The 21,143-nt window shown below is 62.6% G+C and carries 17 protein-coding genes; 8 read left to right on the top strand and 9 right to left on the bottom strand.

The window, feature by feature from the left end; genetic code table 11:
• The first annotated feature begins 227 nt into the window (after nucleotides 1–227).
• The 3 genes from dnaX to folB all read left to right on the top strand — a co-directional run bounded on the left by dnaX (nucleotide 228) and on the right by folB (nucleotide 4,204).
• Nucleotides 228–2,468, top strand: coding sequence for a DNA polymerase III subunit gamma/tau (gene dnaX / locus BN3659_RS11205; protein WP_091537029.1), 2,241 nt, complete (start codon nucleotides 228–230; stop codon nucleotides 2,466–2,468).
• 88 nt (nucleotides 2,469–2,556) lie between these two features.
• Nucleotides 2,557–3,849, top strand: coding sequence for a tyrosine--tRNA ligase (gene tyrS / locus BN3659_RS11200; RefSeq protein ID WP_091537028.1), 1,293 nt, complete (start codon nucleotides 2,557–2,559; stop codon nucleotides 3,847–3,849).
• Nucleotide 3,850: 1 nt separating this feature from the next.
• Nucleotides 3,851–4,204, top strand: a complete 354-nt coding sequence (gene folB / locus BN3659_RS11195; RefSeq protein ID WP_091537026.1) for a dihydroneopterin aldolase — start codon at nucleotides 3,851–3,853, stop codon at nucleotides 4,202–4,204.
• Between the two features lie 996 nt (nucleotides 4,205–5,200).
• Here the strand turns inward: folB and ribH are convergent.
• Both ribH and BN3659_RS11185 read right to left on the bottom strand, forming a co-directional pair.
• Complete coding sequence (gene ribH / locus BN3659_RS11190; protein ID WP_091537024.1) at nucleotides 5,201–5,728, bottom strand: 6,7-dimethyl-8-ribityllumazine synthase; 528 nt, start codon at nucleotides 5,726–5,728, stop codon at nucleotides 5,201–5,203.
• A gap of 8 nt (nucleotides 5,729–5,736) precedes the next feature.
• Nucleotides 5,737–6,423 carry a tetratricopeptide repeat protein gene (locus BN3659_RS11185; RefSeq protein WP_091537022.1) on the bottom strand — a complete coding sequence of 229 codons (687 nt, stop codon included), beginning with the start codon at nucleotides 6,421–6,423 and terminating at the stop codon, nucleotides 5,737–5,739.
• Between the two features lie 196 nt (nucleotides 6,424–6,619).
• Between BN3659_RS11185 and recF the strand changes: the two genes are divergently transcribed.
• Both recF and BN3659_RS11175 read left to right on the top strand, forming a co-directional pair.
• Complete coding sequence (gene recF / locus BN3659_RS11180) at nucleotides 6,620–7,942, top strand: DNA replication/repair protein RecF (protein ID WP_091537047.1); 1,323 nt, start codon at nucleotides 6,620–6,622, stop codon at nucleotides 7,940–7,942.
• Nucleotides 7,939–8,229, top strand: coding sequence for a DUF721 domain-containing protein (locus tag BN3659_RS11175; RefSeq protein ID WP_224757881.1), 291 nt, complete (start codon nucleotides 7,939–7,941; stop codon nucleotides 8,227–8,229). The genes recF and BN3659_RS11175 overlap by 4 nt, the downstream gene beginning before the upstream one ends.
• A 273-nt stretch (nucleotides 8,230–8,502) precedes the next feature.
• Here the strand turns inward: BN3659_RS11175 and BN3659_RS11170 are convergent, their stop codons facing one another.
• Entirely contained in the window at nucleotides 8,503–11,049 is a 2,547-nt protein-coding gene (locus BN3659_RS11170; RefSeq protein WP_091537020.1) for an adenosylcobalamin-dependent ribonucleoside-diphosphate reductase, read from the bottom strand.
• 181 nt (nucleotides 11,050–11,230) lie between these two features.
• Nucleotides 11,231–11,605 carry a RidA family protein gene (locus BN3659_RS11165; RefSeq protein WP_091537019.1) on the bottom strand — a complete coding sequence of 125 codons (375 nt, stop codon included), beginning with the start codon at nucleotides 11,603–11,605 and terminating at the stop codon, nucleotides 11,231–11,233.
• A 100-nt stretch (nucleotides 11,606–11,705) separates the two neighbouring features.
• On the opposite strand from BN3659_RS11165, the gene BN3659_RS11160 reads away from it, so the two are divergent.
• The 3 genes from BN3659_RS11160 to BN3659_RS11150 all read left to right on the top strand — a co-directional run bounded on the left by BN3659_RS11160 (nucleotide 11,706) and on the right by BN3659_RS11150 (nucleotide 14,013).
• A complete protein-coding gene (locus BN3659_RS11160; RefSeq protein WP_091537017.1) occupies nucleotides 11,706–12,167 on the top strand; it encodes an META domain-containing protein in 462 nt (153 codons plus the stop codon).
• A gap of 484 nt (nucleotides 12,168–12,651) precedes the next feature.
• A complete protein-coding gene (locus BN3659_RS11155) occupies nucleotides 12,652–13,092 on the top strand; it encodes a C10 family peptidase (protein ID WP_091537016.1) in 441 nt (146 codons plus the stop codon).
• A 27-nt stretch (nucleotides 13,093–13,119) separates the two neighbouring features.
• Nucleotides 13,120–14,013, top strand: a complete 894-nt coding sequence (locus tag BN3659_RS11150) for a hypothetical protein (RefSeq protein ID WP_091537014.1) — start codon at nucleotides 13,120–13,122, stop codon at nucleotides 14,011–14,013.
• A gap of 87 nt (nucleotides 14,014–14,100) precedes the next feature.
• Here the strand turns inward: BN3659_RS11150 and BN3659_RS11145 are convergent, their stop codons facing one another.
• From BN3659_RS11145 to BN3659_RS11125, 5 genes are all read right to left on the bottom strand, one after another.
• The gene (locus BN3659_RS11145) at nucleotides 14,101–15,099 is read right to left on the bottom strand and encodes a malate dehydrogenase (protein ID WP_091537012.1); all 999 of its coding nucleotides are present in this window, start codon (nucleotides 15,097–15,099) and stop codon (nucleotides 14,101–14,103) included.
• 130 nt (nucleotides 15,100–15,229) lie between these two features.
• A complete protein-coding gene (gene recR, locus BN3659_RS11140; protein WP_091537044.1) occupies nucleotides 15,230–15,826 on the bottom strand; it encodes a recombination mediator RecR in 597 nt (198 codons plus the stop codon).
• A 61-nt stretch (nucleotides 15,827–15,887) separates the two neighbouring features.
• Entirely contained in the window at nucleotides 15,888–16,736 is an 849-nt protein-coding gene (locus tag BN3659_RS11135; protein WP_224757882.1) for a tetratricopeptide repeat protein, read from the bottom strand.
• A gap of 14 nt (nucleotides 16,737–16,750) precedes the next feature.
• The gene (locus BN3659_RS11130) at nucleotides 16,751–18,598 is read right to left on the bottom strand and encodes a BatD family protein (protein WP_091537011.1); all 1,848 of its coding nucleotides are present in this window, start codon (nucleotides 18,596–18,598) and stop codon (nucleotides 16,751–16,753) included.
• Nucleotides 18,599–19,067: 469 nt separating this feature from the next.
• Nucleotides 19,068–20,681 (bottom strand): fumarate hydratase, encoded by a 1,614-nt coding sequence (locus BN3659_RS11125; RefSeq protein ID WP_091537009.1) that lies wholly within the window; start codon nucleotides 20,679–20,681, stop codon nucleotides 19,068–19,070.
• Nucleotides 20,682–21,143: the final 462 nt, after the last annotated feature.

The raw sequence follows: 21,143 nt of genomic DNA, 5'->3' as shown, positions 1-21,143 counted from the left end.
CCTTTTTCATTTAGCATCCCGGCAGTGCAGCAACCGGCGTCCATGCAACGCCATCCGGATCATCGACCGCCACAGCGACCACGTAACCGACACTCGTCTCCGCACCCAGCAAAGGCGTGCATTTGCCGGCCGTTCGCCGCATCTTCGGCGGGCACCTTAGATACTCCCGCTCGGTAAAATCAACTAAAGTTGCTTTTACGCTCGCTTATGCGTATCTTTGCCGTACTATGAGTGATTTTATCGTCAGCGCACGCAAATACCGGCCCGCGACCTTCGCCTCGGTCGTCGGACAACGACATATCACCTCCACGCTCAAGAATGCCATCGAGCGGGGACAACTGGCCCACGCCTATCTGTTCTGCGGGCCGCGCGGCGTCGGCAAGACCACCTGCGCCCGCATCTTCGCCAAGGCCATCAACTGTCTGAGCCCCCACGGCGCCGAGGCGTGCAACGAGTGCGAGTCGTGCCGTTCGTTCAACGAGGGCCGCTCGCTCAACATCCACGAACTCGACGCCGCGTCGAACAATTCGGTGGAGGACATCCGCTCGCTCATCGAACAGGTGCGGATCATCCCGCAGTCGGGCCGCTACTCGGTCTTCATCATCGACGAGGTCCACATGCTCTCGCAGGCCGCCTTCAACGCCTTCCTCAAGACGCTCGAAGAGCCGCCCGCACATGCCGTCTTCATCCTCGCCACGACCGAAAAGCACAAGATCATACCCACGATCCTCTCGCGCTGCCAGATCTACGACTTCAACCGCATCCGCGTGGAGGACACCGTGGGCTACCTCCGCTACATCGCCTCCGAGGAGGGCATTACGGCCGACGACGAGTCGCTGAACCTCATCGCGCAGAAGGCCGACGGCGGCATGCGCGACGCACTGTCGATGTTCGACAAGGCCGTCTCGTTCTGCGGACAGCAGCTCCGCTACAAGGAGGTCGCCCAGACGCTCAACGTGCTGGACTACGACACCTACTTCACCCTCACCGAACAGCTCCTCGGCGGCGACTATGTCTCGGCGCTCGTGGCCTTCGACGAAGTGCTCTCGAAGGGTTTTTCGGGCCAGACCTTCATGACCGGCCTGAACCGCCACCTGCGCGACCTGCTGGTGGCGAAAAACCCTCAGTCGTTGCGCCTGATCGAGATGACCGGTACGCTGCTCGAACGATACCGGACGCAGGCGGCCGCCTGCGAAGTCGGGTTTCTGTTCGGCGCGATCGCGCTGCTGACGGACCTCGACGGAAAAATCCGGCAGTCGTCGAACCAACGGCTGCTGGTGGAGCTGGGGCTCATGAAGATCGCGGGTCTCGGCTCAAAAAAAAATGACTCCCTGAGCTCGGGCAGCTACCCGCTGCCCGAGCTGCGGCCCGCCGCAGCGACGGACACCCCGCAGGCACCATCCGCCACGGTGTCCGCCGGGAGGCCGGTCGGCCCGGCCGTAAGTCCCCAGCCGGCATCGGCGTCTGCGACGCCGATGCCGATACCGGGAAGTGCGACGGCAGAGCGACCGACGATGCCCCCCGCCGCTCCGGACCGGGGCGAGACACGGATACCCGACACGGGTGCCGCGACCGCTGTGCCGCCATACGGCCCGGCCGATACGGCACGCGACGCCACATCCGCACCGTCCGCCGCAACGGAAGCGGCCGGCGAGACGCTCTCACCGGCCGCTCCGGCTTCGGCACCGACCGCAGCGCGTCAGACGCCGCAGAGCGCGGCCGCGACGCGACAGACGCCGGGAGATGCGAACACGGCGCCGACGGCCGATCCCGCGACGGAAGGGCGAACCGGAACGGACCCGCGAACCGCGGCGGGGACAGGGCCAGAGACAGGGACGGCACAGGCATCCGGCGCGGCGTATGCGCAGGACGCAATTCCGCTGCAGGAGAGCCCCGCCGCCGCGGCACCAATCTCTGCGGGAGCAAAGCCCGCCGGAGCGACGAGCGCGGCCACTGCCGCGCCTCTGCGGCCGGCCGGATCCGCGTCGCGGACGCCGCTCGTCTCGGGCGCTTCGCTCTCCGAGCTGCTCTCGGCCGTCGGGGACGAACCGGCGGAGGAGCCCGAAACGGGCGAAACGCCCGACGAGGCGGAACAGCTGCTTCCGGATGCGGACCCCGCAGCTCAGGAGAAGCTGGAACGGGCCCGCGAACGAATCCTCGCACTCATCCAGCGGCACCGTCCGCGCTTCGTGGCGGCGTTCGAGCTGATGGAATTTTCGGGGAACACGATCGCGGTAACCGTGCCTACGAACGAGCTGCGCGACGAGATTCTGCGGTCGAAGACGGCCATGCTGATGCGCATAGCCGAACTGGCGGGAATCGAAGGTCCGCTCGAACTGGCGATCGCCGTGAACGAGCGGGTGCAGGCCGTGCGTCCCATCAAACTCGAAGACCGCGTGAAGCACATGACCGAGAAAAACCCGCTCCTCGCCGAACTGCGCAAAGCGCTCGATCTGGAGCTCGAATGACGCATACCAAGCCCCCCGGCGGCCGGAACGGTACTCCAGCCGGAAAGGAGGGGCGGAACGAAAAACAGGAAAAAAGAGAACGGACAATATGGCAACCAAGAATTTTATCGAAGAACTCGAATGGCGCGGCATGATCCACACGATCATGCCCGGCGCGAAGGAACAACTCGAACGGGAGATGACGACGGCCTACCTCGGCATCGACCCCACTGCCGATTCGCTCCACATCGGGCATCTCGTGGGCGTGATGATCCTCAAGCACTTCCAGATGTGCGGCCACCGTCCCGTGGCGCTCGTCGGCGGAGCCACGGGCATGATCGGCGACCCCTCGGGCAAGTCGCAGGAGCGCAACCTGCTGGACGAGGCCACGCTCCGGCACAATCAGGAGGCGATCAAACGCCAGCTCGCAAAGCTCCTCGACTTCGAATCGGACGCCCCGAACGCGGCTCTGTTGGTCAACAACTACGATTGGATGAAGGAGTTCCGGTTCCTTGACTTCATCCGCGACGTGGGCAAGCTCATCACGGTCAACTACATGATGGCCAAGGATTCGGTGAAGAAGCGTTTCAGCGGCGAAGGCGAAGGCATGTCCTTCACCGAGTTCACCTATCAGCTCGTGCAGGGCTACGACTTCCTGCACCTCTACCGTACCCTCGGCTGCAAGGTGCAGCTCGGAGGCGCCGACCAGTGGGGCAACATCACCACGGGCACGGAGCTCATCCGCCGCACGCTGGGGGCCGAAGCCTATGCCATCACCTGCCCGCTGATCACCAAGGCCGACGGCACCAAATTCGGCAAGACCGAGAGCGGCAACGTCTGGCTCGACCCGCGCTACACGTCGCCCTACAAGTTCTACCAGTTCTGGCTCAACGTGAGCGACGACGATGCCAAGTGCTACATCCGGATCTTCACGCTGCTCGACCGCGAGACGGTCGAAGAGCTCGTGGCCGAGCACGACGCGGCGCCTCATCTGCGCAAGCTGCAAAAACGGCTGGCCGAGGAGCTCACCACGATGATCCACTCCCGCGAGGAGTGCGAGAAGGCCGTCGAAGCCTCGGCGATCCTCTTCGGCGGTTCGACTTCCGAAGCGCTCCGCAGGCTCGACGAGCAGACGTTCCTGCAGGTCTTCGAAGGAGTGCCCCGATACTCGGTTCCGCGCGGGCGGCTCGGCTTGCCGTTCATCGAATTGTGCACCGAACAGGCCGCCGTCTTCCCCTCGAAGGGAGAGTGCCGCAAGATGGTGCAGGGCGGCGGCGTATCGCTCAACAAAGAGAAGGTGAGCGACCCGCAGCGCACGGTCGCGGAAGCCGACCTGATCGCCGGCAGATACCTGCTCGTGCAGAAGGGCAAGAAAAACTACTACCTCATAACGGCCGAATAGCATGGAATACCGCATCGTACTGGAACGCATGGAGTTCCGAGCTTTCCACGGCTGCTACGACCTCGAACGGCAGGTCGGGAACCGCTTCACGGTCGATCTGGAGCTGACGACCGAACTGGGCCGCACGGCCGCGGACGACGATGTGCGGCAGGCGGTCAACTACCTTACGGTCTACGAGATCGTCCGTGCGCAGATGCGCATCACGCAGCACACGATCGAACGGGTCGCCACGAACATCATCGAAGCGCTCTACGCCGCCTTCGGGCAGCTGCGCCACGTGAAATGCACGGTCTCGAAGCTCGCACCGCCCTTGGGCGGCAAGCTCGACCGCGTGAGCGTGGTGCTGGAACGATAACACGGAGAACGGCGAGGCAGACAACGAAGCCTCTCCACCGAGCGAGGCCGCTCTGCCGGAATTCGTTCCGGCGGGGCGGCCTTCACATTACGGGACATGCCGGACAACCCTCTGCAAAAGACGGACTTATCCCTTTCCGCACCGGCGTTCCTCCGGACCGAATCGGCGGCAAGATGCAGAGCCCCCCTCGCAGAAAGGAAGAGGCCGCGGAATCGCCTCCGCTTCCGCCGTGGCGGACCGGCAATGGACCGAAGGCGCGATCGTTCCCGCCGACCGGACGTTCGCTCAGAAGCAGGAGGAGCAGGAAGCAGCGGAGGCGGTGGCCCGGAACCGTACACGAGGCTCCGGGCACGAAGGCCGTCGTTCCCGGCAAGACGCCGGAGGGAGGGGGCGATTCGCACTCCGCCGAGGCGGGGAAAAACGTCGTTTCTCCTCCGACCGCTCACCGAAAGTTCCGACCTTGCACCCGCACTGCCGGCGGTCCGCCGCGAAGAGCAGCGGGCCTTACGGCCCGAAGTTCCGTGTGCGTTCGGCCGCCCGCACCGCACCCGAAACCGGATGAAAAACGCCCCTCCGTCCGAACAGTTTTCGGCAAGCCGCAAGCAAATCGCGAATTTACGGGGCGACAGCCGCAGCGGGAATACGCGCCGCCGGGCCCGTGCGGCTGCGCGATTTTCGCCGCTCGCCCCCTTGCCGCGGCACCGGTTTCGTCCGATCCTACCCCGCTTCCCCTTTTCGGACACACCGAAACTCCGCGCCGCCTCGGTCTCGTCGGCACATCCTCCGGGCACCGCGCCGACACATCGCGTGCGGTCCGAATCGCCGCCCATGCCGAAAGAGGCGGCTGACTGTAAAAAAACAGACCGGACAAAACCGCACGTACACCGCAGGCATCGTCCGCCGGGCGGGGCGCAATACGAAAAGAGGGGGTGTCCGGCACGATTCCACGCGGGACACCCCTCTCTCTTATCCTTACTCCTGTTCGGTACGGACGGGCTAGTTGATATTCTTGCGGTCCACAGATTCGGGCGAAGCGGCCTCCATGTCGATCTGGAGTTTGACCATCTGAATGGCCGCAGCGGCGGCCTCGTCGCCCTTGTTGCCGAGCCGGCCTCCGGCACGGTCGAGCGCCTGCTGGCGGTCGTTCACCGTGAGGATACCGAACGAAACGGGCATGTTCCACTGGATTTGCAGCTGCGTGATGCCCTGCGTTACGCCCTGACAGATGAAGTCGAAGTGCCGCGTATCGCCCTGAATGACGCAGCCGAGCGCTATGACGGCATCCACGTCGCTGTATTCGGCGAAAAACTGCGTTCCGAGCGTCAGTTCGAAGGTGCCGGGCACGTATTTGATCTCGATGTTCATGTCGGGGCATCCCGCCTTGCGGAGCGTCCGCACGGCCCCTTCGAGCAAGGCTTCCGTGATGTCGCGGTTCCACTCCGCGACCACGATGCCGAACTTCATATCGGCAGCCGAAGGCAGCGGAGCATCGAACTGGGAGAGATTATGGTGTCGGGTCGCCATGCGCGGAATCAGTTCTGAGCGGCACCGAGCAGTTTCTCGGCTTCGCGTGCGTCGTACGATGAGGGATAGTCGTCGATGATCCGCTGGAAGAGAGCAGCGGCGGCTGCGGCATTGCCCTGCGCCGTCTCGGCCATGCCGGCCTTACGCAGATACATCGGCGCCGTCAGGTTGTTGTCGGAAGCCTTCACAGCCTTCTCATAGAACTTCACGGCCGCGGCGTAGTCGCCCCGTTCGACCGCTACGTCGCCTTGCAAACCGAGGTTCTGGGCATTGAGGATCGAACCGGGCAGACCCCCGACGGGCGAATATTTCGCCAGATATTCGGCGGCATTGTCCAGATCGCCCAGACGCAGGTAGCAGATACCGGCATAGTGCTTGGCCAGATTGCCCGCCGGCGTCGAACCGTACTGGCGCACCACGTCGAGGAAGCCGGCGCCGTTGGCATCGCCGTTGAGGGCCAGTTCGTAGTCGGGCGTCTCGGCCTCGAAACGGTACTGCGCTTCGGAGATCATCTCGGCGGCCTTCTCGACGCGGGGGCCCGAAACGAGCGAGCGGTAGCCGAAAACGAGCGCGGCCAGAACGATCAGCCCCAGCAGCACGTACGACATCGTCCTGCCGTTGCGTTCGAAGAAAAGCTCCGTTTTGTTCATTGCCGAACCGAGGGTCTCCTGCTCGGCAGCTTTCTGATTTGCCATAGAAAAATATCGTTTTAGTTTACAGTTTTGCCTTTTAGCTCACAAAAATACAAAATATATTTTGAATTCGGCAATTTGCGCCGCGAATTGTGAGATCCGCACGGATTTTCGGATCTTCGACTGCGTCTTAGATACTCCCGCTCGGCAAAATGCAAATAAATTTGCTTTTGCGCTCGACTTATTCGTATCTTTGGGCATGCTTCTGAAGAAACTATCGCTCATCAACTTCAAGAATATCGAGCAGGAGGAGCTGGCGCCCGTCGCCGGGATCAACTGTTTCGTAGGCGACAACGGCGCCGGGAAGACCAACGTCCTCGATGCCGTCTACTACCTCTCGATGTGCAAGTCGGCACTCGCGATGACCGACGCACAGTGCATCCGCCACGGCGAGGAGTTCTTCGTGCTCGACGCCCGCTACGCCGCCGACGGCGGCCGCGAGGAGGGAGTCGTCTGCTCGTTCTCGCGCAAGGGCGGCAAGGTCCTCAAACGCAACGGCAAGGAGTACGATCGGCTGGCCGATCACGTGGGACTGGTCCCCGCGGCGATCGTCTCGCCCGCCGACAGCGCCCTCATCTCGGACGCCGCCGACGAACGCCGCCGCTACCTCAACGCCTTCATCTCGCAGCTCGACCGCGCCTACCTCGCCGCGGTCATGCGTTACAACGCCGTGCTGGCCGAGCGCAACAGACTGCTCAAAACGATGTCGCCCGACGAAACGATGCTCGAAATATACGACCGTCAGCTCGCGGAGCACGGCACGGCCATCCACGCCCGTCGGCGGCAGGCCGTCGCCGAGCTGGAGCCGCTCGTCGCGTCCTACTACCGCGCGCTCTGCTCGGACCGCGAGACGGTGGAGCTGATCTACAAATCGGAGCTGAACGACCGCCCGTTCGGCGATCTGCTCGTCGCCGCACGGCAGCGCGACCTCGTCAATCAGTTCACCACCGCGGGCATCCACCGCGACGATCTGGTGCTGCGCATCGGCGGCTACCCCTTGCGAAAATACGGCTCGCAGGGGCAGCAGAAATCGTTTCTCATCGCACTGAAGCTGGCCCAATACGCCGTCGTCGCCGCGCGGGGCGAGAAACCGATCCTGCTGCTGGACGATCTCTTCGACAAGCTCGACGCCGGACGGGTCGAGCAACTGCTGCGGCTGGTCGCGGACGACGCCTTCGGTCAGATCTTCATCACAGACTGCAACCCCACGCGCCTGCGCCGGATTCTGGACAAGGCGGGCGGCGACTACGCCCTCTTCACCGTTGCCGGCGGCCGCATCGCACGGGTGGCGGACGTCCCCGGCCGACGAACGGACGGGCCCGAATCCGCCTCCTCGGACAACCCTCGCGCAGCACGTGCAGAGAACGTCCGGACGACGGAAGACGAAAGCCGAAACGCGCCGCCGGAAAAAGCGGAGCGCACCACCGGCGCCGGGACGCCCGAAACGACACGCGAAACGGACGGAGACGCCGAGCACGGACGGACGACGGCCGGACCGGACCGGAAAGGAGGCGGCGCATGAGACGGACCAAAACCCTGCTGTTGGGCAACCTGCTCGAAGAGTTCTTCCGGCGTCCTTACGTCGCGGCCAAGGTAGCCGAAGGCAAGCTGCCCGAGACGTGGCGGCAGGTCGTGGGCGACCGCGCCGCGGACCTCACGACCGAGCTGCGGCTCGAACGCCGCATACTCTACGTGCGCATTCAGTCGAGCGTTTTGCGCTCCGAACTCTTCTGCCAGCGCGACGCCCTGCGCGACGCCCTGAACCGGCAGGCCGGCATGAGGCTCGTCAACGCCGTGATCGTCCGCTGAACGCGCAGACGGCGACACGTCCGGTGGCAGACCGGGACCGTCTCTGCTCGTCCTGCGAATCCCATTCTCCGGCGGTCCCGAATTTCGGGGCCGACACGCGCCCCTCGATGTCGTGGTCGTCCGGCATACACGTATCGGCCAGCCCCCGGCATTCTGTTTCCCGCACCGCACCGCCGGCACAGCGCCCCGGCAAACGCCGCGCCTTCCGCAACGAAAGAGAGCGTCCGCGAAAAACGGACGCTCTCTTTCGTCGACCGGAAACGGCGGCGGCGATCATCCGCACTTCGAATAGCCGCACGACATGCAGGTCAGGCAGCCGTTCTGGTAGGCCATGTTCTCCTGTCCGCAGCTCGGACATTTGCCCTTGGATTTGGTGCCGTCCTGAATATACTGCTTCAGCGCCCGGCAGACGCCCGTCTTCCACGTGTTGATGCTCTCGCTGTTCAAGTGGAGCGACTCGATGAGCGACACCGTCTTCTCGATGGGCATCCCGTGGCGCAGTACGCCCGAAATCAGTTTGGCGTAGTTCCAGAACTCCTCGTCGAACAGACGCGAAATGCCGCCGATGGTGTTCGTGTAGCCGTAACGGTCAGTATACTGGAAATCGTAGCGTTTCGACCCGTCCTCCTCGCGGACCTTGATGATGTAGCCGCGCGTGATCTTGCGGGGGATGTACATGGCGTCCTCCTCGATCTTGCCGGTGAAGATCTCGTAGGGGCGGCCGTCCTGCAACCCCACGAAGGCGATCCAATCCTCGTTGCCGTTCTTGAAACGGACGATGTCGGCCGGGATCGACTTGGGGCGCTTGTGTGCATGTCCGGGATACTCTCCGCACTTTTTCTTCTTGCCCTTTTCGAGCAGCACGCCGCTGCGGCAGCCGTCGCGGTAGACCGTAACGCCTTTGCAGCCGCACTCCCACGCCGTGCGGTAGACATCCGCCACGAGCGCTTCCGACACGTCGTGCGGCAGGTTGACCGTTACGGAGATCGAGTGGTCGACCCATTTCTGGATCGCCCCCTGCATCTCGACCTTGGCCACCCAGTCGATGTCGTTGGCCGTCGCTCCGTGGTAGGGCGACGCCGCGACCCATCGCGCCAGCTCCTCGTCCGGGATCGTGCCGAGTTTCGAGGTGTCGTAACCGTTGGCTTCGAGCCACTTCACGAAATTATGGTGGTAGACGTTGTACTCTTGGAACTTCTCGCCCGTCTCGTCCGTATAATCCACGTGCGTATCCTGATCCGACGGATTGATCTTGCGGCGGCGTTTGTACACGGGCCGGAAGACGGGCTCGATGCCCGACGTGGTCTGCGACATGAGCGACGTGGTGCCCGTCGGCGCGATGGTCAGCATGGCGATGTTGCGGCGGCCGTACTTCGTCATTTCGTCGTACAGCTCCGGATCGGCCTCCCTGATGCGGAGGATCATCGGATTGGCGGCCTCCTTCGCGGCGTCGTAAATGGGGAAGGCGCCGCGCTCGCGGGCCATGCGGACCGAAGCGCGATAGGCGGCCAGCGCCAGCGTCTTCTGCACCTCCACGGCGAAAGCGGTCGCCTCGGGCGTACCGTAACGCAGTCCCAGCGCGGCGAGCATGTCGCCTTCGGCCGTGATGCCGAGCCCCGTGCGGCGGCCCTTGCGGGCCATCGTGCGGATCTTCTCCCACAGGCTCAGCTCCACGCGGCGGATGTCCTGATCCTCCGGATCGTTGGCAATCTTGTGGATGATCAGTTCGACCTTCTCCAGTTCGAGGTCGATGATGTCGTCCATCATGCGCATCGCCTTGTCCGCGTGGACCCGGAACTTGTCGAAATCGAACTTCGCCTCCGGAGTGAAGGGCGCGTCCACATAGCTCAGCAGATTGAGGGCCAGCAGGCGGCACGAATCGTAGGGACAGAGCGGAATCTCGCCGCAAGGGTTGGTCGAGACCGTCGTGAAGCCTTCGTCGGCATAGCAGTCGGGGATGCTTTCGCGGAGGACCGTATCCCAGAAGAGCACGCCCGGCTCGGCCGATTTCCATGCGTTGTGGATGATCTTGTCCCAGAGCTTTCGGGCGTCTATGTCCTGCTCGTACATCGGCTTGTCCGACACGATCGGGAACTGCTGGCGGTAGGGCTTGCCGGCGAGCGCCGCACGCATGAATTCGTCGTCGACCTTGATCGAGACGTTGGCGCCCGTAACCTTGCCCGTGTCGACCTTGGCGTCGATGAAACGCTCGGCATCGGGATGTTTGATCGAGAGCGTGAGCATGAGCGCGCCGCGACGCCCGTCCTGCGCCACCTCGCGCGTCGAATTGGAGTAACGCTCCATGAAGGGGACGATGCCCGTCGAGGTGAGGGCCGAGTTGAGCACGGGGCTGCCCGTGGGGCGGATGTGCGAGAGGTCGTGGCCGACGCCGCCGCGGCGTTTCATCAGCTGCACCTGCTCCTCGTCCATGCGGAAGATGCCGCCGTAGGAGTCGGCCGGATGCTTGTGCCCGATCACGAAGCAGTTCGACAGCGAGGCCACCTGAAGGCGGTTGCCGATGCCCGTCATGGGGCCGCCCTGCGGGATGACGTAGCGGAAATGATCGAGCAGTTCGAACACTTCGTCGCGGGACATCGGGTTGGGATAATTGCGTTCGATGCGTTCGATCTCGGCAGCGATGCGCTCGTGCATCTGGCGCGGCGACGATTCGTAGATGTTCCCGAACGAATCCTTGAGCGCATACTTGCTCACCCAGACCGTAGCGGCGAGTTCGTCGCCGCCGAAATAGGCTTTCGACTCGGCGACCGCATCGTCGTAGGCGACCTTGCGCGGTTCTTCGGGCTTTGTGTTTTTTGACATAGCGGTAATATCTCTTAATCTATCGTTTCGTATGGAATGAGGCGGAATCCGACCTTACAAATTTGGAACTTTTTCCTGTAAAAAACCGGACGAACCCGATGAATTTATCCACAAGTTATCTACAAAAGACAAAAAAGCGCGCCTCAGAGGACCGAGGCGCGTTTTCGTTTTTCGGCACGGATCACTTCACGGCCACGGCGTCGATCTCGACCAGCGCGCCCATCGGGAGTTCGGCCACCTCGTAGCACATGCGGGCCGGCATGTCGGAGGTGAAGTATTCCGCATAGACGGCGTTCATGGCGCCGAAATCGGCGATCGAGTCGAGCAGCACGACGGTCTTCACCACGTTCGAATAGTCGTAGCCGGCCTCCTTGAGGATGTGGCCGAGGTTGGCGAGCGACTGGCGCGTCTGGGCTTCGATGCCCTCGGCCATCCGGCCGGTGGCTCCGTCGATCGGAAGCTGACCCGAAACATAGAGTGCGCCGCCGGCTTCGACGGCTTGGGAATAGGGGCCGACGGCCTTGGGGGCCAGCGGCGATGCGATGATCTTTTTCATACTATCGGAGTATTTCTCAAGTTTTCGGCAAAGATACACTTTTATTCGGTTATATTTGCAACGATTTTTGCAATAATATCACGATAAAACACCGAATAAAATGAACAGATTTTTGAAGATCGCCGCAGGCATCGCCCTGCTGGCCGCTGCGTTCTCCTGCTGCAACTGCCGTTCGTTCCAAAAGAAAAACCGCCGTCCGCTGGTCGGAACCGAGTGGCAGCTCGTGCAGCTCGGCGGCCGGAGCATAACCCCCGAGGAGGGCAAATACACCGTCGTGCTGAGCGACGACGAACGCATCTCGGGCGTCGGCGCCTGCAACCGCCTGATGGGCGGCTACACGCTCGGCGGCGAGAACGCCCTCCGCTTCGGAGCGCTGGCATCGACGCGGATGGCCTGCCCGGGCATGGAGACCGAGGCCGAGTTCATGCAGATGTTCGACTCCGTGGTCCGCTACGACATGGACGGTCCGATGCTGCTCCTGCTCGGTGCGGACGACGACCTGCTGGCCGTCTTCCAAGCCAAACCGGCCGCCGGCTCCGAAACGGAAGCCGCACGGGAGTAGCCGGCGGGGGGGGGTACGCGCATCCCGGCGGCCCGCCCGCGCACGAAACTGTCCGACGAAGTCGCCCATCCTCCGAGAATCGCCTGTTCGGCGACGATCCCGAACAGCCGGCGAACAAAAGAGGCGGTTTGCGACTTGTCGGACAGTTTCTTTATCGTCTTCCGGCCCCCCCTCCCCCTTCGCCCGATCCGCCCGCCGGCAGAAGGCCGGGGGGGGGAGGCGGGAGACAAGATACCCGCGTCTTACCCGCAATCTCGTCCGGCAACGAACCGGAAAACTCGAACCGGGCGACACGATCGCCCCTTCCCTGCGCCGCAAGCCCATCCCGCAGACCGCATGGCGTCGCTCTTCGGACGGTATAACACCAATCACCACACATTCGGATAAATATTCATTCGAACTCAAAAAAAAAAATCATATATTTGTAAACAGTCTCGAACCGACCGACAACAAATCTGCGAAGCCTCTAAGAACTCTTCAAACCATGCGTAAATTTCATTTTGGAATCTATGTTCATTCAAATTTTTCCTTAATAGGATGGTTTTCTCAACCCGAAAGGATCGACAAAATCGGCATGGATCCGATTTATCAAAGCATAGACGACAACAAACCCGTATATATGTTCGGACAAAGCGCCCAAAACACCGGGCATGCATGGGTAGCGGACGGATACTCTGAAGGCAGTCGAAAAGTATATACGAAATTACGCTGGGAGCCGGGTGGTTACACTTCGACGCAAATAACCACCGAGAAGGTAAAACTGCTGCATTTCAACTGGGGTTATCAAGGCGAATCGGACGGCTATTTCTTCGAAGGCATATTCGACATGATGGACAGAGAATACCGGGACCCGATCGATACGGACTATCACGCCTACGAAAATCTCGGGAACTATAATATTCGCACAGGTGTGATTATTTACTAATTAGATCTATTCAAAAATTTCAATGCCATGAAAACGAAACGTCTCTTCGCATTTCTGACCGGAGCATTGCTCTCGACGTCTGTCGCATGCAGCGACTCCAACGGCGACACGCCTTCCGATCCGCCGGTCCACAAACTGACGCCGGAGGAGCAGGAGTGGTGGAATCAGTGGGACCCCATCTACGACGATATTCTGGGCGGCCCCTTCCGCGAACTGAAACATTACCTCACCGCCTTCAACCGTTATTGCTACTTCTTCGCCGAAGCGGAGGAGGAATGCATCCGGCTTCGGTTCGAGCCCAACTACTATCTCGGGAAAACGGAGAAGTGGACACAGGACTACCGCTACACCTACAGCTTCCAGTTCGAGGACGAGGCCCAACGGGCGACCGACGACCAGTCCTTCTGGCAAAAACAATTCGCCGAATACGAATCGCTCTGCGCACGATACGGCGACACGGACTACAACCGCTTCGACCTGATATGGCACGACTATCTGGCCGACAACATCGTCTCGATCGAAGTGCGCAGCGCCGCCGACTTCGATGCGCAGCACCCCGCGGGCACACTGCTGAACGATCTCTGCACGCTGCTCTCCGCATCGCCGCTGCCCTACATCGAGAGCGGCTACACGCAGACCTACGACTGGGATGCCGATCCCGAGGGCTACGCCGCCGATCCTCGCCATCGCGAGTACTTCCCGAACGCACCCGAGAACATCGGCAGCACGCCGTTCGCGCTCCCGCTCGCCGACTGTCGGGCCGACGATCTGCGCCTCATGGGCGACGGCAAAAACACCTTGTGTCTGCTTCGTTTCGACCGTGCGCCGCAAGCCGGAGCCGAAGTCCAGCCGCTCACGATCACGCTGACCGACGAATGCGGACGCGAAATCGTCGTCGAAACGACGGCCCGCTGGGAATAGCCGGAGAAAGCCGTGCGCCGCACGCATACACATGAGAAGGGGCTGTCTGCACTTGATCGGACAGCCCCTTCCCTTCTGCGGTTTCTTCTATTCGAGATTGGGATTGATCTTGCTCCATTCGGCCACCGGAGGCAGGATACCGAGCGCGATCACTTCGTCGCGCAGTTTACAGAGATGCTCGTAGCTCGCCTCGAGTTCACGATGCTCTTCGGGCGTGCCCTGCACGGCCTCGTAGGTTACGCCGTCCTCGGTGATCGAGGTCTCCATCGCCATCATGATGTGCCGGAATTCGTCCGTGTGCACATACACGCCGGCCGGATAAGCGAACGGCTTGCCGCCCATGGACGCGGCGATCATCTCGATCGAGAGGTAGGCGGGGCTCTGGAACGACGAACGGCCCCGCAGGTCGATGATGTGCTTGCCGCCCTGAATCACGCGCTGGCGCAGCGCCTCCCAGTCGGCCACGGGCATCTTCGTGCCGATCAGCCCGGACAAGGGTTTGCCGTCTACGAGCGTCGTCGAAGCGAAGACCGCCATCTGCTCGCCGTGGCCGCCGTAGGTGCGGCTGTTGCGGATCTTGTCCGGCGAGATGCGGAAGTATTTGGCCAGCTCCGAACGCAGGCGCGTACTGTCGAGCGCCGCCAGAGTCGTAACCTGCGAAGGTTTGAGGCCCGAATAGATCAGCGTTACGAGGCCCGTGATGTCGGCGGGGTTGAAGATCACCACCACGTGCTTCACATCCGGGCAGTACGTCCGGATGTCCTTGCCCAACTGCTCGGCGATGGCCGCATTGCCCCTGAGCAGGTCCTCGCGGGTCATGCCCGCCTTGCGGGCCGCGCCGCCGGACGACACGATGTATTTCGCGCCGGAAAAGGCCTCGCCGATATCGGAGGTGTACGTGAGATTCACGCCCTCGAACGCGCAGTGGAACAGCTCCTCGGCCACACCCTCCAGAGCGGGTGCGAACGGGTCGTAGAGACAGATGTTCGGCGTCAGACGCATCATCATGGCCGTCTGGGCCATGTTCGAACCGATCATGCCGGCGCCGCCGACGATGACCAGTTTTTCATTGGTGAGAAATTCCATGACTCTAACTATTTTTTAATGGAGTGCGGCGCCCTCGGCGGGACGCATTCCCGTGTTGATCTTCGCCTCCCGGCGGCTCGCTACCGTCCGCTTCTCGGCACCGGCCGGCGGCCGGCTCCCCGGAAACGCCCTATTCGATTTCGCGGCGGTTCATCAGCGCATGGGTGATGGTCAGCTCGTCCACGTATTCCAGCTCGTCGCCGAAACCGATTCCGCGGGCGATCGCCGTAACTTTCAGCCCCGCGAACTGCCGGAGGCGGTTCATCAGGTAGAAGAGCGTCGTCTCGCCTTCGACCGACGCGGAGATGGCGATGATGACCTCCTTCACCCCGCCTGCGGCGATGCGGTCGCACAACAGGTCGATCTTCAGGTCCGAAGGGGCGATGCCCTGCATCGGAGAGATCACCCCGCCCAGCACATGGTACAGGCCGCGGTACTGGCGGGTATTCTCCACGGAGAGGACGTCGGCCACCTGCTCCACGACGCAGATCGTCGAGCGGTCGCGCTCTTCGTCGGCGCAGACCGGACACACCTCTTCGTCCGAGAGGTTGTTGCAGCGCGAGCAGTATTTCACCTCGTTGCGGAAACGGTCGATGCTGCGCGTCATCTCCCCCACCGACTGCGGATCCATGCGCAGCAGATGGATCGCCAGCCGCAGCGCCGTGCGGCGTCCGATTCCGGGGAGCTTGGTCAACTCGCCGACGACATCCTGCAAAAGTTTCGACATTCCGTTCATCCCGAAAGGTCCGGCATCCGGGCGGCGCCGCAAGGCCCCGTCCCGCGGCCGGCTATATGATTTCTATCTTCCGGCTCTCGATCCACCCCTTCTTGCCGTCGGCGAGCGTGATTTCGCACCAATCGTCGAGCGAGGCGGTTACGGTCGCCTTCGTCCCCTCGTGCAGCATGAAAAGATCGGTCGCAGCACGATCGGGCGAACTTTTCACGGCGGACGAGGCGACCATCACGACCGCTTCGTCGCTGCGCAGGATTTCGCGCCGTTCGAGCACGGCGAACCACGTCGTCAGGACGAAGAGCACGAAAGCCGCCAGCGTGCCGTAGAACCCCGCCTTGCGCAGACCGATGCGCTGCGAGAGCAGGTAGAGCAGCAGCAGTCCCAGCATCGCCGCCAGCAGCACGAGCGAAAGGAGGCTCCACGCAGTGCAGCCCATCGTATGCCGCAGCGTGCGCATCCACGCGACCGCGAAAAACTCGGGGATCCGCTCGATCTTGTCCTTGGTCATCGTTTCGGCCACGGCGAGGTTGTAGCGCACGTCCTCGTTGCCGGGCGCCAGACGCAGGGCACGGTTGTAGAAGAGAATCGACTTCCCGACCTCGCCCTCCTTGAAATAGGCGTTGGCGAGGTTGTAGTAGAGTTTGGCCGACACGAGCCCCTGTGCGAGGATCCGTTCGTAGACCCCGATCGCCGTATGGTAATCGGCATTCAGATAGGCCGTATTGGCTTCGTCCCACAACGCATCGGGGGTCGCGGCCGCCGCCGGAGCCTCCGCAGCCGCATCGTCCGTTTCGGCCCGGACGGCACTCTCCGCGGAAGCGGCGGGGGCCTCCTGCGCCGCGGCCGGCATCCCGAAAACGAATGCCGCAGCCAGAGTGCAGCAAAGCATCTTTATGGTATTCATAGCGGACATAGTCGTTATTTCTTAATCACGGACTCGATACGCGACACGAGGTCGAGCCCTTCGGCATAGACGTCGCTCATGCGGGCCGACGCCACGGGCGAATACTGCGCTTCGTCGCACCGGGTGATGATCGCCGTGAAGCGCTGCGACTCCTCGGGCGCCACACCCCGCTTGTGCAGCTCCTCCCGCACGGTCTCCTTCGTCAGATTCGCCACGGGAATGTTGAACTTGTCGCTCATATAGCCCCACAGCGCGCGGAGCATCTCCTCGTAGAAGGCATGGCGGTTCTGCTCGTCCATGTAGCGCTTGGCCGCCCGGAAGCGCTGCACGGCGATCTTGTTGGCCCGCTTGCCGCGCAGAAGCGCCGCATTCTGCGAGTCGCGGATCTGCTTGCGCAGAGCGACGTAGACCATCACGAAGATCAGCAGGATGCCTCCGAGCAGAATGAAATAGGCGGTGCTGAAGACGAAAGGCGCGGCCTGCATGCGGAGCTGGTGGCCTCCGAGCTTGATGAAGCGGATGTCCTGCCCCAGCATCTTCACGTCCTCCTTCGACATGCCGCGGCCGCCCATGACCACGGGCGCGCCTCCGTTGCCGCTGCCGTCGGGGGCGATTTCGATCCGCATCGCCTTCGACGAAAGGGTTACATACTGCACCCGCGCAGGATCGAAATAGGTAAACTCCACGGGCGGAATGTCGTACTCGCCCTCGGCGCGGGCGATGAACGGATACTCGAACTGCCGGTAGCCCGTCGCTCCGGACGCCGAGGCGTTGATCGATTCGATGGTCTTCACGTTGTACTGCTCGAACGAGCCGGGCAGCGCCAGCTTGGGAGCCTGCACGAAGGTGAGGTTGCCCGTACCCGAGATTTTGACGATATACGTGGCCGACGAATTGGCCGCCAGACGGTCGGGCGGCAGCGTGGCATCCATCGAAAAGCGCCCCACGGCACCGCTGAAACTCTCCGGGGCTCCGGCCGGCAGCTCCTTCACCGAGACGATGAGCCGCGGCGTCTGCAGCGGCACGCGCACGTTATAGACCTCCGGACCGCCGAAAAACGGGTCGGGATTGCGGCTCGGCACGACGACCTGCGCCACGGCCGTGAGGTGTGCGGGTTCGATCGCAAGCTGCCCGGCTTTCTGCGGGTAGAGCAGATACTCCTTGATGACGATCGTTTCGTAGATCTTGCCGTCGATCGTCTCGCGCACGGGACGCGCGTTGTCCGTCGAGAGCTCCTGCGCCCAGAAGCCGTCGAACGACGGCAGTTTCACATCCTCGAAACCGGCCACGTTGACCCGCTGGCAGAGTTTGAACGCCACGCGCAGAGGTTCGCCCTTGTAAACCGTCGGGCGCGACACCGAGGCGCGCAGCAGCACGTCGTCCTTGCCCACGCGCGTCTGCGGCCCCGCCGCCGACTGTGCGCCCCGGCCGCCGCCCTGCGCATTCCGGGCGTCGGACCCCTTCTCGGCCACGACCTCGATCGGCAGGGGCTTGGTGCGGTAGATTTTGCCCTTCACGGCGATCTCGGCTTCGCCGATGGTGCGGTTGCCGGCCTCGTGGCATACCAAAGTGTAGGTATAGGAAATTTTCAGCGAGGAGGTCATCGAGCCGTTGATCGACTCGAACGAACGACGAGTCGAAAGCACCGGTCCGGCCAGCAGATCGAACCCCTCGAACGAAGGGGCCGCGAACGTACCGTCGTCGGGCGATTCGTTGACGGTGAACTCCACGCGGAACACCTCTCCCGTGGCCACGATCATCGGAGCGTCGGCCTCGAACGTAACTTTATCGGCCGCCGAGGCCGAAAAGGACGCGAGCACGAAGAGTGCCGCGAACGCTATTTTCGAAATCAAATCCTTCATCGAATCCACATCGTATGAGCGACGCGCCCCGAAGGACGCCGCCGCATAAATTCTTCGGCGATCGCTGCTTCAATACACCGGACATCCGAACCCGGGCCCCGAAGTCCGGGCCGGAGCAAAGGACGAAATCCGAAACCCCGAGCCGGAGGTTCCGAATCCCGAATCCGTCTTCCGGAAGGCCGGTCTTTCCCGCAGCCGCGAACCGCCGCTTTGCGCAGTCATGGGCCGCACGCCCGGTTCCGACCCTTCCGCCGGCACACCCCGGCAGACGGGGAGGCTCCCGCCCGGAACCGGTTCGCCGGGCCCCCGGCGAACCGGCCGGAAGCCGCTCCGCAAGCGCCGCCCCGGACAGGAAGCGGGGAGGGGCCGCGGAACCATCGGATGCATCCCGTGCACGGCGGAGCACGCCGCCCGCCGGGCGCAAACGCACGTGCCCGTTCTTCGCTCTAACAACGAAGCCGCGCGGATTTTAGTGCTTGAAGTCCGCAAAAAAATCGTTGCCCTTGTCGTCCACGATGATGAACGCAGGGAAATTCTCGACATAGATCTTGCGCACGGCCTCCATGCCCAGCTCGGGGAAGTCCACCACCTCGACCGACTTGATCGAATTCTTGGCCAGCACGGCGGCCGGACCGCCGATCGAACCGAGGTAGAATCCGCCGTTGGCGCGGCAGGCGTCCGTTACCTCCTGCGAGCGGTTGCCCTTGGCTACCATCACCAGCGAACCTCCGTGTTTCTGGAAAAGGTCCACGTAGGGGTCCATGCGGCCTGCGGTCGTCGGGCCGAACGAGCCCGAGGCCATGCCCTGCGGCGTCTTGGCCGGGCCGGCGTAGTAGACGGGGTGCTTCTTGAAGTACTCCGGCATGGGTTTGCCCTCGTCGAGCATCTGCTTGATGCGCGCATGGGCGATGTCGCGGGCCACGATCAGCGTCCCCTTGAGGTTCAGACGGGTCTTGATCGGATATTTGGTCAGGATCGCACGCACTTTGTCCATACCCTCGTCGAGGTCGATGTCCACGGCGGGCGACATGGCGGGAGCCTCCGCCGGGAGGAAACGCGCGGGGTTCTTTTCGAGCTGTTCGAGGAAGATGCCCTCGGGGGTGATCTTCGCCTTGATGTTGCGGTCGGCCGAGCAGCTCACGCCGATGCCCACAGGGCACGAAGCCGCATGGCGCGGGGCGCGGATCACGCGCACGTCGTGCACGAGGTATTTGCCGCCGAACTGGGCGCCTATGCCGCTTTCCCGACAGATTTTCAGCACCTTTTCCTCCCATTCGAGATCGCGGAAGCAGCGGCCGCCCTCGTTGCCCGAGGTGGGCAGTCCGTCGAGGTATCCGGCCGACGCCTTCTTCACGGTCGAGAGACACATTTCGGCCGACGTGCCGCCGATGCAGAGCGCGAGGTGATAGGGCGGGCAGGCCGACGTGCCGAGGTCCTTGATGTGGGTTTTGATAAATTCGGTGAGCGACTTCTCGTTCAGCAGCGCCTTGGTCTGCTGGTAAAGGAAGGTCTTGTTCCCCGAACCGCCGCCCTTGGTGATGAAGAGGAACTCGTACTCCATGCCGGGTTTGCCGCCGTAGATGTCGATCTGCGCCGGCAGGTTGGTGCCCGAATTCTTCTCGTCGGTCATCGTGAAAGGCACGACCTGCGAGTAGCGGAGGTTGCGGTCCCGGTAAGTCTCGTAGACGCCGCGGGCGATGCACTCGGCGTCGTCGGCGCCGGTGTAAACGTCCTCGCCCTTATGGCCGATGCAGATGGCCGTACCCGTATCCTGACAGGTCGGCAGCTCGCCTTCGGCCGCCACCGCCTGATTGAGCAGCATGGTGTAGGCCACGAACTTGTCGTTATCGGTCGCCTCGGGATCGTCGAGGATGTCGCGGAGCTTTTGCAGATGGGCCGCACGCAGATAGAACGACACATCGGCGTACGCCTCTCTCGAAAGCAGCTCCAGACCTTTCGGATCGACCTTCAGTATCTTGCGGCCGTCGCACTCGACGACCTTCACGTAATCCTTCGTCAGCAGACGGTACTCGGTTTTGTCCGCCCCGACGGGGAACGGCTCCTGATAGATGAATTCAGCCATAACGTTTATCGTGTGTATTGTTGTTCGTTCTCGGTCGTCGGCCTGCGGCGCAGCGGACGGCTCCTGCGGCACGGACGGGTAAAAACCGTACAAAATTACAAAAAACTATCCAATAAACGGATCGTTTCGGGCGGCGGGTTCTTAAATTTTCACTCCGCGCCGCCGTTTCGCCCCCGGACCCGCACCGGCAATGCCGACCGGCGGCGGCTGTTCCGGTGCGTTCTCCGCCCGCCGCACCGCGCCCCCTCGTGCATTCGCCGGCGGCGGACGCAACGGTCCGCTTCGGAAAACTCCGCAGCGAGAGCCGGCAGGCCCCCGAACGGATGCCGTGTCGGACGGCCGCGAAGGCCCGCGGCCCGATGACGCGCACGGGCCGGTTCGTCCCGCGAACAGACGCTTCGGAAAAAATAACGGGCAAAAAGTTTTCATTTCTCATCCATTATCCGTAACTTTACTTACGAA

This window comes from Alistipes sp. CHKCI003 (assembly GCF_900021155.1).
Classification (GTDB): Bacteria; Bacteroidota; Bacteroidia; order Bacteroidales; family Rikenellaceae; genus Alistipes; species Alistipes excrementavium.
Note: the sequence above shows the minus strand (reverse complement) of the source record. Positions and strands in the feature narration are given on the sequence as shown.

Bases quoted from the DNA above. Each gene is read 5' to 3' on its own strand.
- recR (WP_091537044.1), bottom strand. From the start codon at position 15,826: ATGTCGAAACTTTTGCAGGATGTCGTCGGCGAGTTGACCAAGCTCCCC.
- tyrS (WP_091537028.1), top strand. From the start codon at position 2,557: ATGGCAACCAAGAATTTTATCGAAGAACTCGAATGGCGCGGCATGATC.
- BN3659_RS11145 (WP_091537012.1), bottom strand. From the start codon at position 15,099: ATGGAATTTCTCACCAATGAAAAACTGGTCATCGTCGGCGGCGCCGGC.
- BN3659_RS11185 (WP_091537022.1), bottom strand. From the start codon at position 6,423: ATGGCAAATCAGAAAGCTGCCGAGCAGGAGACCCTCGGTTCGGCAATG.
- BN3659_RS11165 (WP_091537019.1), bottom strand. From the start codon at position 11,605: ATGAAAAAGATCATCGCATCGCCGCTGGCCCCCAAGGCCGTCGGCCCC.
- BN3659_RS11160 (WP_091537017.1), top strand. From the start codon at position 11,706: ATGAACAGATTTTTGAAGATCGCCGCAGGCATCGCCCTGCTGGCCGCT.
- recF (WP_091537047.1), top strand. From the start codon at position 6,620: ATGCTTCTGAAGAAACTATCGCTCATCAACTTCAAGAATATCGAGCAG.
- folB (WP_091537026.1), top strand. From the start codon at position 3,851: ATGGAATACCGCATCGTACTGGAACGCATGGAGTTCCGAGCTTTCCAC.
- BN3659_RS11170 (WP_091537020.1), bottom strand. From the start codon at position 11,049: ATGTCAAAAAACACAAAGCCCGAAGAACCGCGCAAGGTCGCCTACGAC.
- ribH (WP_091537024.1), bottom strand. From the start codon at position 5,728: ATGGCGACCCGACACCATAATCTCTCCCAGTTCGATGCTCCGCTGCCT.
- BN3659_RS11125 (WP_091537009.1), bottom strand. From the start codon at position 20,681: ATGGCTGAATTCATCTATCAGGAGCCGTTCCCCGTCGGGGCGGACAAA.
- BN3659_RS11150 (WP_091537014.1), top strand. From the start codon at position 13,120: ATGAAAACGAAACGTCTCTTCGCATTTCTGACCGGAGCATTGCTCTCG.
- BN3659_RS11130 (WP_091537011.1), bottom strand. From the start codon at position 18,598: ATGAAGGATTTGATTTCGAAAATAGCGTTCGCGGCACTCTTCGTGCTC.
- dnaX (WP_091537029.1), top strand. From the start codon at position 228: ATGAGTGATTTTATCGTCAGCGCACGCAAATACCGGCCCGCGACCTTC.
- BN3659_RS11175 (WP_224757881.1), top strand. From the start codon at position 7,939: ATGAGACGGACCAAAACCCTGCTGTTGGGCAACCTGCTCGAAGAGTTC.
- BN3659_RS11155 (WP_091537016.1), top strand. From the start codon at position 12,652: ATGCGTAAATTTCATTTTGGAATCTATGTTCATTCAAATTTTTCCTTA.
- BN3659_RS11135 (WP_224757882.1), bottom strand. From the start codon at position 16,736: ATGAATACCATAAAGATGCTTTGCTGCACTCTGGCTGCGGCATTCGTT.